Source organism: Nocardiopsis ansamitocini (genome assembly GCF_030268225.1).
GTDB lineage: Bacteria > Actinomycetota > Actinomycetes > Streptosporangiales > Streptosporangiaceae > Nocardiopsis_D > Nocardiopsis_D ansamitocini.
The window spans coordinates 409,084-423,198 of sequence record NZ_BSQG01000001.1; the positions used below are offsets into that span (position 1 = coordinate 409,084).

12 protein-coding genes are annotated in these 14,115 nt (G+C 69.3%); 2 read left to right on the forward strand and 10 right to left on the reverse strand.

Features of this window, described 5'->3' with window-relative positions; genetic code table 11:
• Positions 1-59 precede the first annotated feature (59 nt).
• Together QSJ59_RS01855 and QSJ59_RS01860 are read left to right on the forward strand one after the other, a co-directional pair.
• Positions 60-524, forward strand: a complete 465-nt coding sequence (locus QSJ59_RS01855) for a nitroreductase/quinone reductase family protein (RefSeq protein WP_285756892.1) — start codon at positions 60-62, stop codon at positions 522-524.
• 411 nt (positions 525-935) lie between these two features.
• Complete coding sequence (locus QSJ59_RS01860; RefSeq protein WP_285756893.1) at positions 936-1,550, forward strand: phosphatase PAP2 family protein; 615 nt, start codon at positions 936-938, stop codon at positions 1,548-1,550.
• A gap of 71 nt (positions 1,551-1,621) precedes the next feature.
• On the opposite strand, the gene metK is transcribed toward QSJ59_RS01860, so the two are convergent.
• The 10 genes from metK to carA form a co-directional block, all read right to left on the reverse strand.
• Complete coding sequence (metK, locus tag QSJ59_RS01865) at positions 1,622-2,815, reverse strand: methionine adenosyltransferase (RefSeq protein WP_285756894.1); 1,194 nt, start codon at positions 2,813-2,815, stop codon at positions 1,622-1,624.
• A gap of 260 nt (positions 2,816-3,075) precedes the next feature.
• Positions 3,076-4,302, reverse strand: a complete 1,227-nt coding sequence (coaBC, locus tag QSJ59_RS01870; protein WP_285756895.1) for a bifunctional phosphopantothenoylcysteine decarboxylase/phosphopantothenate--cysteine ligase CoaBC — start codon at positions 4,300-4,302, stop codon at positions 3,076-3,078.
• Positions 4,303-4,445: 143 nt separating this feature from the next.
• Positions 4,446-4,721: a DNA-directed RNA polymerase subunit omega gene (gene rpoZ, locus QSJ59_RS01875; protein ID WP_285756896.1), complete on the reverse strand. Its 276-nt coding sequence runs from the start codon at positions 4,719-4,721 to the stop codon at positions 4,446-4,448.
• A 154-nt stretch (positions 4,722-4,875) separates the two neighbouring features.
• A complete protein-coding gene (gene gmk / locus QSJ59_RS01880; RefSeq protein WP_285756897.1) occupies positions 4,876-5,466 on the reverse strand; it encodes a guanylate kinase in 591 nt (196 codons plus the stop codon).
• Positions 5,467-5,734: 268 nt separating this feature from the next.
• Positions 5,735-6,055 carry an integration host factor, actinobacterial type gene (mihF, locus tag QSJ59_RS01885; protein ID WP_285756898.1) on the reverse strand — a complete coding sequence of 107 codons (321 nt, stop codon included), beginning with the start codon at positions 6,053-6,055 and terminating at the stop codon, positions 5,735-5,737.
• A 308-nt stretch (positions 6,056-6,363) separates the two neighbouring features.
• Positions 6,364-7,065, reverse strand: a complete 702-nt coding sequence (gene pyrF / locus QSJ59_RS01890; protein ID WP_285756899.1) for an orotidine-5'-phosphate decarboxylase — start codon at positions 7,063-7,065, stop codon at positions 6,364-6,366.
• Between the two features lie 323 nt (positions 7,066-7,388).
• Positions 7,389-8,369: a dihydroorotate dehydrogenase gene (locus QSJ59_RS01895; protein WP_285756900.1), complete on the reverse strand. Its 981-nt coding sequence runs from the start codon at positions 8,367-8,369 to the stop codon at positions 7,389-7,391.
• Positions 8,370-8,512: 143 nt separating this feature from the next.
• The gene (locus QSJ59_RS01900) at positions 8,513-9,406 is read right to left on the reverse strand and encodes a dihydroorotate dehydrogenase electron transfer subunit (protein WP_285756901.1); all 894 of its coding nucleotides are present in this window, start codon (positions 9,404-9,406) and stop codon (positions 8,513-8,515) included.
• Between the two features lie 133 nt (positions 9,407-9,539).
• Entirely contained in the window at positions 9,540-12,842 is a 3,303-nt protein-coding gene (gene carB / locus QSJ59_RS01905) for a carbamoyl-phosphate synthase large subunit (RefSeq protein WP_285756902.1), read from the reverse strand.
• Between the two features lie 96 nt (positions 12,843-12,938).
• Positions 12,939-14,075, reverse strand: a complete 1,137-nt coding sequence (gene carA / locus QSJ59_RS01910; RefSeq protein WP_285757847.1) for a glutamine-hydrolyzing carbamoyl-phosphate synthase small subunit — start codon at positions 14,073-14,075, stop codon at positions 12,939-12,941.
• Positions 14,076-14,115 lie beyond the last annotated feature (40 nt).

Here is a 14,115-nt window from a genome sequence, read left to right on the forward strand (position 1 = left end):
GCCCGGGGACACGGCGTGCACCACAATGGAGGGGCGAGCGCCACGTGTAGGGAGATGCGATGGAGAACGGTACGAAGCGGTTCGAGATGACGCGACTGAGGCGCACCGCCGACGCCGTCGTAGGAGGGTTCCTCAAGTACGGCTTCGGTCCCCGCGACACCCACCTGCTGACCACCCGGGGCGTCAAATCCGGCTTTCTGCGGACCACCCCGGTCAGCCTCGTGGACAACCCCGAGGGCCGCTTCCTGGTGGCCCCCTACGGCGTGGTGGGCTGGGTACGCAACATCCGCAAGAGCGGTTACGCGACGCTGCGCCGCGGCGGGTGGATCGAACTGATCAGCGTGGTCGAGGTCGGTGCCGAACGCGCCGCCCCGGTCCTGCGCGAGTACGTCGACCACCCCCGCGCCGCCGTGGTGGGAGGCTACTTCCGGGCCTGCGCGGACGCACCGGTCGAGCGGTTCGTGGAGGAGGCCGCCGAACACCCCGTGTTCGAGATCGTCCGCAGCACCACGATCCGGATCTGACCAGCGTTTGGCTTGTGTCCTGCCGGTACAGCGCGCGGCCGGGCCCACCGGGACCCCCGACGCGGGTTCCCGGTGGGCCCGGGGCGGACGGACGGGGCCCAGCTGGAGCGACCTCGGGGACTTTTCGGCACGACCGTTCCACCGATGACGTCTCGTACGTGGCCCTGATCGAATCCCCTCGGCGCAGGATGGCCGGCGTCCGATGCCGGATCGGCGCGGGGGCAGGGGGCGCGATGCCGGATCGAACCGGCTCTCCTGGGAAAGGCGGCGCTGCTCGGTCCGAACGGCCGGGACAGGTTCCGGTAGGCGCTCCCCTTTCGTGGCATGGCGCGTTGGGCGCCCACCGGTGGGAGCGGTCGGGGACAATGGCCCTCGGGCCCGCGAGCGTTCGTGGGGGCCATCACCGTTCAGATGACCGCAGAGACCGCCGGAGCGACCGTGATCCGCAGGATGCCGGAACCGCGCGGGGCCCGGCTCGTGACCGACGGCCTCGACCCCAAGACCTGGCTCGTCGCGGCAAGCGTGCTGGTGGGCTGGGGCACCAGCGGCCTCGTAGGCGTGGGCTGGGCGCTGGCCGCCCTGTGCTTCGCCGGGGTGCTGCCCGTTCTGCTGATCAAACTGCGAGTGCGCAGCGGCGCGTGGAGCGACCGCCACCTCGGGGTCCGGCGGCAGCGGCTGATGGCCATGGCGATGATCGTGGCCTCGGTGACGTGCGGCGCGGCTCTCATGGCCGCGCTGGGCGCCCCAGTACCGATGGTCGCCCTGCTCGTGGCCATCGGTGCGGTTCTGACCCTGCTCGGGGCGATCACGTTCGTCTGGAAGATCTCCGTGCACACGGCGGCGTCATCGGGCAGTGTCGTGATGCTCGTACTGGTCTACGGGGTCTGGGCACTGCTGGCCGCGCCGCTCGTGGTACTGGTCGGCTGGTCGCGCGTGGCCCTGCGCGACCACACAGCGGCCCAGACCGTCGCGGGGGCGGTCGTGGGCAGCACTGCGGCGTGGGTCGTTTTCTCCCTCGTCTTCTGACCGGGACCGTGCACGTCGTCGGCCGCGCCCCGTTCGGGGCGCGGCCGACGACGAACGGCTTCCGGGACCGGTCAGGCGCCCGCGGCGGCCTTGAGGGCCTCGGCGCGGTCGGTGCGCTCCCAGGTGAACTCGGGGAGCTCGCGCCCGAAGTGACCGTAGGCGGCGGTCTTGGAGTAGATCGGGCGGAGCAGGTCGAGGTCGCGGATGATCGCGGCCGGACGGAGGTCGAAGACCTCCTGGACGGCCTTCTCGATGGCCTCCGGTGCCACCTGCTCGGTGCCGAAGGTCTCCAGGAAGATGCCCACGGGCTGGGCCTTGCCGATCGCATAGGCGACCTGGACCTCGACGCGATCGGCCAGGCCGGAGGCGACGATGTTCTTGGCGACCCAGCGGGTGGCGTAGGCGGCGGAACGGTCGACCTTGGACGGGTCCTTGCCGGAGAAAGCTCCGCCACCATGACGGGCGTAACCGCCGTAGGTGTCGACGATGATCTTGCGGCCGGTCAGACCGGCGTCGCCCATCGGGCCGCCGATCTCGAAGCGGCCGGTGGGGTTGACCAGCAGCCGGTAGTCGTCGGATTCGAGGCCGTAGCTGGCCACGACCGGCGCGATCACGTGCTCCTTGATGTCGGGGGTCAGCAGCTCGCGCAGGTCGATGTCGGGAGCGTGCTGGCTGGAGACCACCACGGTGTCCAGACGGACCGGGGTCGTGCCGTCGTACTCGATGGTGACCTGGGTTTTGCCGTCGGGGCGCAGGTAGGGGACGGTTCCGTCGCGGCGCACCGCGGACAACCGCTGCGCCAAGGCGTGCGCGAGCTTGATCGGCAGCGGGAGCAGCTCGGGCGTCTCGTTGTTGGCGTAGCCGAACATGAGGCCCTGGTCGCCGGCGCCCTGCTTGTCGAGGTCGTCGGTGCCCTGGTTCTCGCGCGCCTCATAGGCGGTGTCGACACCCTGGGCGATGTCGGGTGACTGGGCACCGATGGACACCGAGACCCCGCAGGAAGCGCCGTCGAAGCCCTTCGCGGAGGAATCGTAGCCGATCTCCAGGATCTTCTCGCGGATGATGCTGGGGATGTCGACGTAGGTGGACGTAGTCACCTCTCCGGCGACGTGCACCTGCCCGGTGGTGATCAGGGTCTCCACCGCGACCCGGCTCTTGGGGTCTTCAGTGAGCATCGAGTCGAGGATCGCGTCACTGATCTGGTCGGCCATCTTGTCGGGGTGGCCTTCGGTGACCGACTCGGAGGTGAAAAGGCGACGGGACACGTTGAGGGACTCCTTGCAGCGGCTGCTGGCTGACAGTTGTCGCGCCGGCCGGGAGAACAGGGGGGAGGCCGCCCGTTAATTTCCGACCAGCGTGGTTGGTTTATGGTCCCACTGTAGTGGGCGCCTGGCGGCAACCGCGAGGGTACACCCCGGGCGTCCCCCGCAGGGTCCCCTGGAATCATCGGTTTCTCCCCGCACACAACGGCGCTGGGCAGGGCTTACGTAGCCTACTTGGTAACCGGTCACCCGCAAATGCGGCGCTACCGGCCGCTACCAGTATCCCCGGGAATGCGCGTGGCGACCAGATCCCAAACCTGATCGGCCACGTCCTCCTTGGGGCCGCGTTCGATCTCCACCGAGGCACCCTCTGCGGTCAGCACGACGGCCTGGTTGTCAGCGGTGCCGAACGCCCGACCGTCGCCGACCTGGTTGACCACCAGCAGGTCGCAGCCTTTTCTGGCGAGTTTGGCGCGGCCGTTGTCGAGCACGTTGTCGGTCTCGGCAGCGAAACCGACCACGATCTGGCCGGGCCGGGCACGCTCGCGACTGACCTCGGCGAGGATGTCGGGGTTCTCCACCAGGGCGATCGGGGCCGGCGTGGTCCCAGCCGTTTTCTTGATCTTGCTGGCGGTCACCGTGTCGGGCCGGAAGTCGGCCACCGCGGCGGCCATCACCACCACATCAGCCGTGGCGGCACCCTCCAGCACGGCTTCGCGCAGTTCACGAGCCGAAGTGACCCTGCGCACGTCCACCCCCGCGGGGTCGGGCAACTCGACGTTGGCAGAGAGCAGGGTCACGGATGCTCCTCTGGCGGCCGCGGTGGCGGCCAGCGCGTATCCCTGCCTGCCCGACGAGCGGTTGCCCAGGAAGCGGACCGGGTCGATCGCCTCACGGGTCCCCCCGGCGGAGACGACGACGCGCACTCCGGCGAGGTCGGCGGTTCCCGCCCCCCTCGCCAGAACTCTGCGGGCGACCGCGAAGAGCGCAGCGGGATCGGGCAGACGTCCCCGACCGGTGTCGGCTCCGGTGAGCCGACCCACTGCCGGGTCGAGCACGACGGCCCCGCGGGAGCGCAGGGTGGCGACGTTGGCCTGGGTGGCCGGGTGCTCCCACATCTCCGTGTGCATGGCGGGTGCGAAGACGACCGGACAACGGGCGGTGAGCAAGGTGTTGGTGAGGAGATCGTCGGCGAGTCCGTGCGCGGCCTTGGCCAACAGATTGGCGGTGGCCGGGGCGACGAACACGAGATCGGCCCCCTGGCCGATACGCACGTGCGGAACTTCGTGGACGGTGTCGAAGACCCCTGTCGCCACTGGCTGCCCGGACAGCGCCGCCCAGGTGGGCTCCCCGACGAAGCGCAGGGCCTCGTCGGTGGGGACCACTCGGACGCGGTGGCCGGACTCGGTCAGGCGGCGGAGGAGCTCGCAGACCTTGTAGGCGGCGATCCCCCCGCCAACACCGAGGACGACCTCAGGTTCGGCTGACATACGCGGCTCGTCTCCGTCTCCCGTGCGGGTCAAGCCGCTACCGTCGCGGCCCGCGGCCCGCGTGGGCGCGGTCCGCGCCCACGACGGTAGCGAAGCCGGCCCACCTCGTTCCGCCCGACCCCTGCGGGGCGCGGGCAGGACTGTCAGCGGTCGTGCGGGTTGTCGACCGGCTCGGAGGTCAGCAGGCGCTCCCGGACCTCGCGCAGCGCGATGGACAGGGACTTCTCCTGGACCTGGGTCTCGACGAGCGGGCCCACGTACTCGAGCAGGCCCTCGCCCAACTGGGCGTAGTAGGCGTTGATCTGGCGGGCGCGCTTGGACGCCATCGTGACCAGGCTGTACTTGCTGTCGACGACCTCAAGGAGCTCGTCGATCGGCGGGTTGGTGATGCCTTCGGCGACGGGCGGTGTACCGGCCAAGGTGCGTACCCCTAGGTGGTCAGCCGGCCCCGACAGATGCAGGGCCGTGGGATGTGAGGATGCGGACGGGATCGGGACGGCGGCGGGCCGCTCGAACGCCGTGGCGCCGGCGGAGAAACCCCCCGCTGCCCGGGCACCGCGAAGCCTGCCTGGGCTACGGCGCGACTACCAAAGTTAGCAGCTCATCGCAGACGTCGTGTACCGACGTGTTGACCAGGGTTGTGTCGAACTCCTTCTCGGCCGCGAGTTCGACCCGGGCGGTGTCGAGTCGACGCTGCACGACCTCGGGGGACTCCGTTCCCCTCCCGGTGAGCCTGCGCACCAGTTCCTCCCAGGAGGGCGGGGCGAGAAAGACCAGGAATGCGTCGGACATGTTGCCGCGGACCTGCCGGGCCCCCTGGAGCTCGATTTCGAGGAGGACCGGCTGCCCCGCCTCCAACCGCTGCACGACGGGGGCGCGCGGCGTGCCGTAGCGGTTGCCGGCGAACTCGGCCCACTCAAGCAGCTCGCCGGAAGCGATGAGCCGCTCGAACTCCGCGCTGTCGACGAAGTGGTACTCGACACCGTCGGTCTCTCCGGGGCGAGGCGTACGGGTGGTGACGGAGACCGACAGCCACACCTCGGGGTGACGGCGGCGGAGTTCCTTGACCACCGTGCTCTTGCCGACTCCGGACGGACCGGAGAGGACCGTGAGCCGCCTCGGCTGACTGGGCCGACTGGCGCGGGTTCCGGGCTCGACAGGCACTGGCTCTCAGACTCTCAACCCCCGCGACACGCGGGTTCGACGGTGGTGGCGGCGCAAGGGTGAGATCGAGGCGCGACATGTGCCGCGCGCAATCGTCCGGCCCGGCTCCACGGAAGGGCTGTCGAGTCGTCGACAGCAGCGGGCGGCCCTGTGGCGTGGGTCTTTTATACCAGCTGAAAGCAGGTCGGCCTGCCGACGCGCTGGACGCGTCGGCAGGCCGACCGTGTGACGACGCTGGCGCGCTAGGCACGCCGGGGCCGCACCTGAACTACTCGGTTCCGCCGAACTCGCTTTCCAGCGCGGCGCGCTGGTTGGCGCCCAGGCCGCGGACGCGCCGCGACTCGGCGATGTTGAGGCGCTCCATGATCTGCTTGGCACGGACTTTGCCGACGCCGGGGAGCGACTCAAGCAGTGCGGAGACCTTCATCTTGCCGATGACGTCATCGGTCTGACCGCCCTTAAGGACGTCGGTCAGGGAGATGCCACCGTGCTTGAGACGGTTCTTGACCTCCGCGCGCTCTTTTCTGGCCTTGGCGGCCTTCTCAAGAGCCGCAGCGCGCTGTTCAGGTGTGAGGGGAGGAAGGGCCACGCCGGGTCACCTCGGTTTTCTCTAGTTTTTGGAGGGCGGACGCCTGCGCAAGTTAGTAGGTTCCAGGCCCCTTCGGCAACGCAAAGTGGCTTTTCAAGCGCTATTTCATCCAACTAACTACGTTGAGTGATGCAACGAATGCGGAGAGGAGCGAAAATCGGGACTTTGGTCCTGACTAGCCGCCCGAGCTGGAACGAAGCCCCAGCCCACCGATTTGAGTGACCTTAACCACAGCAGGCACCTCCAGCGCAATTTCGGACGAACATATCCAAGGACCACTAAAGACCCAAAAGGATCTCGGCGGCGCTTTACGCAGACGTCGCCTCGGCCCGACGGATCGCCGAAGCGATGGACGCCGCCGCTGCACCGGGATCCGCGGCGTTGGTGATCGGGCGGCCGATCACCAACAGGTCGGATCCCGCTGCAAGGGCTTCCTCCGGAGTGGCAACCCGGGCCTGGTCCCCACGGTCGGAGCCTGCCGGGCGCACCCCAGGAGTGATCATCGTGATGTCGGGACCGACCTCGGCCCGCAGCGAGGCCACCTCGTGGGCCGAACAGACGAGAGCACGTGCCCCCGCACCGACGGCCAGTGCGGCGAGGCGGCGCGCCGCATCCGAGGTGGACCCGCGCAGGCCGATCTGCTCCAGAGCCGAGTCGTCCAGCGAGGTGAGCACCGTGACGGCCGCGATCTTCGTGTCCGGGGCCGCCTCGACCGCAGCTTTGATCATGTCGGCGCCGCCGGCGGCGTGCACGGTCAGGATCGAGGGCTTGAGCCGCGCCACTGCGCGGGCCGCTCCGGCGACCGTTGCCGGGATGTCGTGCAGTTTGAGGTCCAGGAAGAGCGCGACCTTGCTGGCCCCGCGCATCGTGGTGATGACCTCGGGCCCGTAGCGCAGGTAGAGCTCCAGTCCCACCTTCAGCGTGCTGACATGTGGTGCGACCGCGGATGCCCAGCGGGCGGCGGTCTCAATGTCGGGTGCGTCGATGGCGACGGCGATAGGCGCTGCCACGATCGTTCTCCTTCGTGTCAGGAATGGTTGGGCCGGATGGACCGCCCCGGGTGGGGCGGGTCGTCACCGGGAGCGGACGGGCCCGCTCCCGATCCCCGGTTTCGTCAATGGTCAAGCGCTGGGACGCCATGTCACGCGTGGCGCGATTCGGACACGCGGCGATCATGCCCAGGAAACCGGTGGTCACGCACCGATTCAGGTCTCTGGTCGAGGACGATTGCCCTGGAGGCCACAAGAAGGCACCCAGGGCGCCTCCTGCGGCCCCGGAAGGCGACATCGGTAGAACTCGGTGACTTTGCGGATTTGATCCGGCACGGGCCGTCTCAGCGCCCTTCGCCACGAGGGCGTCCGCGATGGTCATCGTCGTGCCGGGGCCCCGGCGGACGATGCGCGGCACCCACGAGATCGGCTGCCCGCCCCACACCGCGATCCACCAACGCCTGCTCGAACTCCCGGAGAATCCGCACGCAGGCCGAGGGGTCGTTGAAGATCACCGTACCTACCGCCACCGCGCTGGCTCCGGCGAGGACGAATTCCAAAGCGTCGGAACCCGTACGCACGCCACCCATCCCGATCAGGGGCACCTTCGGCAGCGCGGCGTGCACCTCGTAGACGCAGGCGATCGCGATCGGGCGGATCGCCGGCCCCGAAAGCCCGCCGACTCCCCCGGCAACCGCCGGACGCATTGTGACGGGGTCGATGGCCATCCCCCGGACCGTGTTGACCATGGACAGGCCGTCCGCACCGGCGGCCACGCATTCCTGTGCCAGGGCCACCAGATCGGGGACATCGGGGGAAAGCTTGGCGAAGACCGGGATGTCCGAACGCGTTTTCGCACGCACCGCGTTCACGACCCGGGCGGCCGCACCCGCGTCGTGGGCGAAGTGCCGTCCCCGCTCCGCCAGGTTGGGACTGGAGAGGTTGACCTCGATCATGGTGACCCCGGAGGCGTCCGAGAGTCTGCGGGCCAGCTCGGCGTACTCCTGTGGGGAACCCCCCGCCACCGAGACGACTGCCCTCCCGCCCCGGGAGAGCAGCCAGGGAAGGTCCCGTTGCAGGAAGACTTCGATGCCCGGCCCCTGGAAACCGACCGCGCTGAGCATCCCGCTCGGCGTCTCGGCCACCCGGGGCGCCGGGCGCCCGGCCCTGGGCTCCACCATCACCGACTTGGTGACGAGCGCGCCGATCCGCGCGATGTCGAAGAACTGTGCCAGCTCTCGACCGGAACCGGCACAGCCGGCCGCCGTCATGATGGGGTTGGCCAGCTCGATGTCGCCCAACCGGACCCGAAGGTCGGGGGTCATGCCGCGTCCACCTCTCGTGTTCGCACTGCCGTTGCCGGGCGTGGGCCGCGCTCCGTCCGGGGCCGCCGGCTCCGGGACGCCCGCAACGGGCGGCAGGGCCGTCCCCTGCCACCAGGCCGCCCCGGGAGGAGCGCTCGACGCGCTCACCCGGCCTCGCGAGCGGGATAGTCGTCGTCGGTGCGCGCCTTCCATCCCGGAGCGCCGAGCGCGTCGAAGGGAATGGTCCCGACATCGTCGAAACGGATCCGTTCCCCCCGAAAGACCGGACCGTCCACGCAGGAGCGCACCATGCGGGTGATGCCGTCCCCGCCCACCACCGGGACGACACAGCTCATGCAGACCCCGGTGCCGCACGCCATCGTCTCCTCGACCAGCGCCTGCACCGGTATGTCGTGGCGCACCCCCAACGCGGTGACCTCGCGCAGCATCGGCATCGGCCCGCAGGTGTAGACGACATCGGAGCGAGCGTCCTCGATGACCTGGCCGAGTGCGTCGGTGACCCTGCCCCGCACACCGAAGGAGCCGTCCTCGGTGGTGAACGTCGCGGTCTCCGCCAGCCGGCGTGCCGCCATCGCGCCGAGCACCTTGTCCGACGAGGCCGCGCCGAGGACGAAGTCCACCCGGCAACCGCGACGGCGCAGGGCCTGGGCGAGGGGGAACAGCGGTGCGCTGCCGTACCCGCCGCCCACCAGCACGCAGTTCACGGGGTCCCTGGGCAGTGGGAACGGCTTTCCCAGTGGACCGATGATGTCGAGAAGATCACGGGAGCGGCGCTCGGCGAGCCACGCGGTGCCCTTGCCCCGGACCGCGAACAGGAACTCCACCGTCCCGCCGTAGTCGGGTTTGACGTCATGGACGGCGAACGCCCTGCGCAGCAACATGCTGGACTGCTCCCCGCCGACCGCGATCGCGATGAACTGCCCCGAGCGGAACCGTTCGGCGACTCCCGGGGCCACGACCGTGATGGCGTGATAGGAGTCCACCCGTCGCACGGTCAGCACCGGGCTGCTCATCTGCACCGGCCGGAAGTCACTCACCCCTGGGACCCTCATTCCTCTGACGTTCGGTCCCCATTGTCCTGCAAACCGAACGCGGCCGTTGAACACGCGACGGCCTTGCGGGTGCGTGGGCCGGGGTGACCGCCCCGGCCCACACACGCGCCATCGGACGCTACTGCGCCGAGGCGCGCAGCGTCTCGGCGTGCTCCTGAAGGGAGTGGACCGTGATCTGTCCACCGATCAGCGCCTCAATGCCCTGCACGGCCGCGGCGAGTCCCTGAACCGTGGTCACACTGGGCACCCCGCGCATGACGGCGGCGGTACGGATCTCGTAGCCGTCCAGACGCGGGCCGGACTGGCCGGCACTGCCGAACGGGGTGTTGATGATGAGATCGACCTCGCCGTCATGGATCAGCTGGACGATGGTGCGCTCGCCGTCGGCGCCGGTACCCGAACTGTGCTTGCGCACGACGGCGGCCTGGACGCCGTTGCGGCGCAGCGCGAGCGCGGTTCCCTCGGTGGCGAGGATCTCGAAGCCGAGGTCGGCCAGCCGCTTGATCGGGAAGATCATGCTGCGCTTGTCACGGTTGGCGACCGAGACGAAGACCTTCCCGGAGACGGGGAGCGTGCCGTGCGAGCCGAGCTGGGACTTGGCGTAGGCGGCGCCGAAGTTCACGTCCAGCCCCATGACCTCGCCCGTGGAACGCATCTCCGGGCCGAGCACCGTGTCCACGCCCTGGCCCTGGTTGTCCATGAAGCGATTGAAGGGCAGCACGGCTTCCTTGACCGCGACGGGCGCGTCCAGGGGGAGGGTGCCGCCGTCGCCCTCGGCGGGCAGGATGCCCTCGGCGCGCAGCTCACGGATGGTGGTGCCCATCATGACGCGCGCCGCCGCCTTGGCCAGCGGAACGGCCGTCGCCTTGGACACGAAGGGCACGGTACGCGAGGCGCGCGGGTTTGCCTCAAGGACGTAGAGCACGCCCGACGCCAGCGCATACTGCACGTTGAGCAGGCCGCGGACGCCCGTTCCGCGGGCGATGCCCTCGGTGGAGTAGCGGATGCGCTCGATGTCCTCGTTGCCCAGGGTGATCGCCGGCAGCGCGCACGCGGAGTCACCGGAGTGGATGCCGGCCTCCTCGATGTGCTCCATGATCCCGCCCAGGAACAGGTCGGTTCCGTCGTAGAGGGCGTCCACGTCGATCTCGATGGCGTCGTCGAGGAAGCGGTCGACCAATACCGGGTGCTCGGTGGAGACCTCGGTGTTGCGCTCGATGTAGTCGGCGAGCATCGCCTCGTTGTAGACGATCTCCATTCCGCGCCCGCCGAGCACGTAGGAGGGGCGCACCAGGACGGGGTAGCCGATCTCGTCGGCGATGGCCTTCGCCTCGTCGAAGGACTGGGCCATGCCGTGCTTGGGCGCGGGGAGCCCGGCCTCGGCGAGCACCCTGCCGAACTCGCCGCGGTCCTCTGCAAGGTCGATCGCCTCGGGGCTGGTGCCCACGATGGGCACTCCGGCCTCCTTGAGCTTGCGCGCCAGCCCGAGCGGAGTCTGGCCGCCCAGCTGCACGATGACTCCTGCCACCTGGCCGGTCAGCTGCTCGGCGCGCACGACCTCCAGGACGTCTTCCAGGGTCAGCGGCTCGAAGTAGAGCCGGTCGCTGGTGTCGTAGTCGGTGGAGACGGTCTCGGGGTTGCAGTTGACCATGACGGTCTCGTAACCGGCCTCCGACAGCGCGAAGGAGGCGTGCACGCAGCTGTAGTCGAACTCGACGCCCTGGCCGATGCGGTTGGGGCCGGAGCCCAGGATGATCACCTTGGGCCGAACGCCTTCGGGAACCTCGGTCTCCTCGTCGTAGCTGGAGTAGAGGTAGGGCGTCTGCGCGGCGAACTCGGCGGCGCAGGTGTCGACGGTCAGGTAGACCGGGTGCACGTCCAGGGCATGACGCAGCTCGCGTACGACCTCCTCGCTCTTGCCGGTGATCTCACCGATCTGGCGGTCGGAGAAGCCGAGTCGTTTGGCGGAGCGCAGCAGGTCCGTCTCGAGCTTGGGCGCGGCCGCCAACTCGCGGGCCTTCTCCTCCAACAGCAGCAGCTGGTCCAGGAACCAGGGGTCGATCCGGGTGGCCTCGTAGAGCTCCTCCACGGTTGCCCCCGCGCGAAACGCCTGCTGGACCTGGCGCAGCCGGTGCTCGGTGGGAGTCGCCGCCGAGCGCAACAGGTCGGCCTTCTCCCCGGGGTCGCCGTCCCAGGTCAACCCCACGCCCTTCTTCTCCAGGGAACGCATGGCCTTCTGCAACGCCTCGGGGAAGGAGCGGCCGATCGCCATGGCCTCGCCCACCGATTTCATGGTGGTGGTCAGGCCGGGGTCGGCTCCGGGGAACTTCTCGAAGGCGAAACGCGGAACCTTGACGACCACGTAGTCCAGGGTGGGCTCGAAGCTGGCCGGGGTCTTCTCGGTGATGTCGTTGGGAATCTCGTCGAGGCTGTAGCCGATGGCGAGCTTGGCCGCGATCTTGGCGATGGGGAAACCGGTCGCCTTGGAGGCCAGTGCCGAGGAGCGCGAGACCCGCGGGTTCATCTCGATCACGATGATCCGGCCGGTATCGGGGTGGACCGCGAACTGGATGTTGCAACCACCGGTGTCCACGCCGACCTCGCGGATGACATCGATACCGATGTTGCGCAGGCGCTGGTACTCGCGGTCGGTGAGCGTCATGGCGGGCGCCACCGTGATCGAGTCGCCGGTGTGCACACCCATCGGGTCGAGGTTCTCGATGGAGCACACGACGACCACGTTGTCGTGGACGTCGCGCATGAGCTCCAGCTCGTACTCCTTCCAGCCGAGGATGGACTCCTCCAGGAGGACCTCGGTGGTGGGAGAGAGCGCGAGTCCCTGACCGGCGATCCGACGCAGGTCCGCTTCGTTGTGGGCGAAGCCCGAACCGGAGCCGCCCATGGTGAAGGAAGGACGCACCACGACCGGGTATCCGAGCTCTTCCGCGCCCGCCAGGCACTCCTCGATGGTGTGGCAGATGTGCGATCGCGCCGACTCCCCGCCGATCTTGGCGACGATGCCCTTGAAGACGTCGCGGTCCTCGCCGGACTGGATCGCGTCGATGTTGGCGCCGATGAGCTCGACGTCGTACTGCGCCAACACGCCCGACTCGTGCAGTGCGACCGCGGTGTTGAGCGCGGTCTGACCGCCCAGAGTGGGCAGCAGCGCGTCGGGGCGCTCCTTGGCGATGATCTTCTCGACCATTTCGGGAGTGATCGGCTCGACGTAGGTGGCGTCGGCGAACTCGGGGTCGGTCATGATGGTGGCCGGGTTGGAGTTGACGAGGATGACCCGGAGGCCCTCGTCCTTGAGCACCCGGCACGCCTGGGTGCCCGAGTAGTCGAACTCACACGCCTGGCCGATGACGATCGGCCCGGAGCCGATCACGAGTACGGATGACAGGTCTTTGCGACGCGGCATTGCTTGTATTCCCCAGTGTCGACGGGAGGACGGCCGCGCGAGGCGCCCGGTCGGGCGCGACCGCGGCCGCGAGAAGTGTGCTGGTGCCGGGCGGGATCAGACGCCGGCAGTGTCCTTGTCCTTGTGGGCGGCCATCAGCGCGACGAAGGAGTCGAAGAGCTCCGCGGCGTCGTGCGGGCCGGCCGCCGCCTCCGGGTGGAACTGGGCGCTGAAAGCGGGACGCTCCAGCAGCCGCAGCCCCTCCACGACGTTGTCGTTGAGTCCGATGTAACTGACCTCGGCGGGCCCGTACGGAGTGTCAAAGGGCGCCTGGGCGTCGGCCTGCACCGCGAAACCGTGGTTCTGGCTCGTGATGTAGACGCGTCCGGTCCGGGTGTCGCGGACCGGTTGGTTGACGCCTCGGTGCCCGAAGGGCAGCTTGTAGGTGCCCAGGCCCAGGGCACGGCCCAGGATCTGGTTGCCGAAACAGATACCGAACAGCGGTGTTCCGGCGTCCAGCACTCCGCGCATCGCGGCCACCGCCGTGTCGGCGGTGGCCGGGTCACCGGGACCGTTGCTGAAGAACACCCCGTCGGGGCCCAGCGCGAGGATCTCCTCGGCCGTGCTGCTCGCGGGCAGCACCCGGACCTCACAACCGCGCTCGGCCAGGCGCTGGGGCGTCATGGCCTTGATCCCAAGGTCGATGGCGGCGACGGTGTAGCGGGCGGGCATTCCCTCGGGCGGAGACACGATGTAGGGCTCGGTGGTACTGACCTCGGCCGAAAGGTCGGCCCCCGCCATGGCCGGGCTGGCCAGCACGCGCGCGAGCAGCGCGTCGGCGTCGAGTTCGACGGTGCTGACCGCAGCGCGCATCGCACCCTTGTCGCGCAGGTGTCTGGTGAGCGCCCGGGTCCCGGGCATGGCGATTCCCACGACCCCCTGGCGGCGCAGCTCCTCGTCCAGGGTGCGCTTGGCGCGCCAGTTGGAGGGGATGCGCGCGGGTTCGCGCACGACGTAGCCCGCGACCCAGATACGGCCCGACTCGGGGTCGTCGTCGTTGACCCCGGTGTTGCCGATGTGCGGGGCGGTCATGGCCACGATCTGGCGGTGGTAGGAGGGGTCGGTGAGCGTCTCCTGATAGCCGGTCATGCCGGTGTTGAAGACGATCTCGCCGAAGGTCTCACCCTCGGCCCCGAAAGAGGTGCCTCGGAAAACGCGGCCGTCTTCGAGCACAAGGATGGCGGGTACCTGCATGGTTTTCTTCTCCTCCGTAGGACGGCCGTGCGCCGCCTGG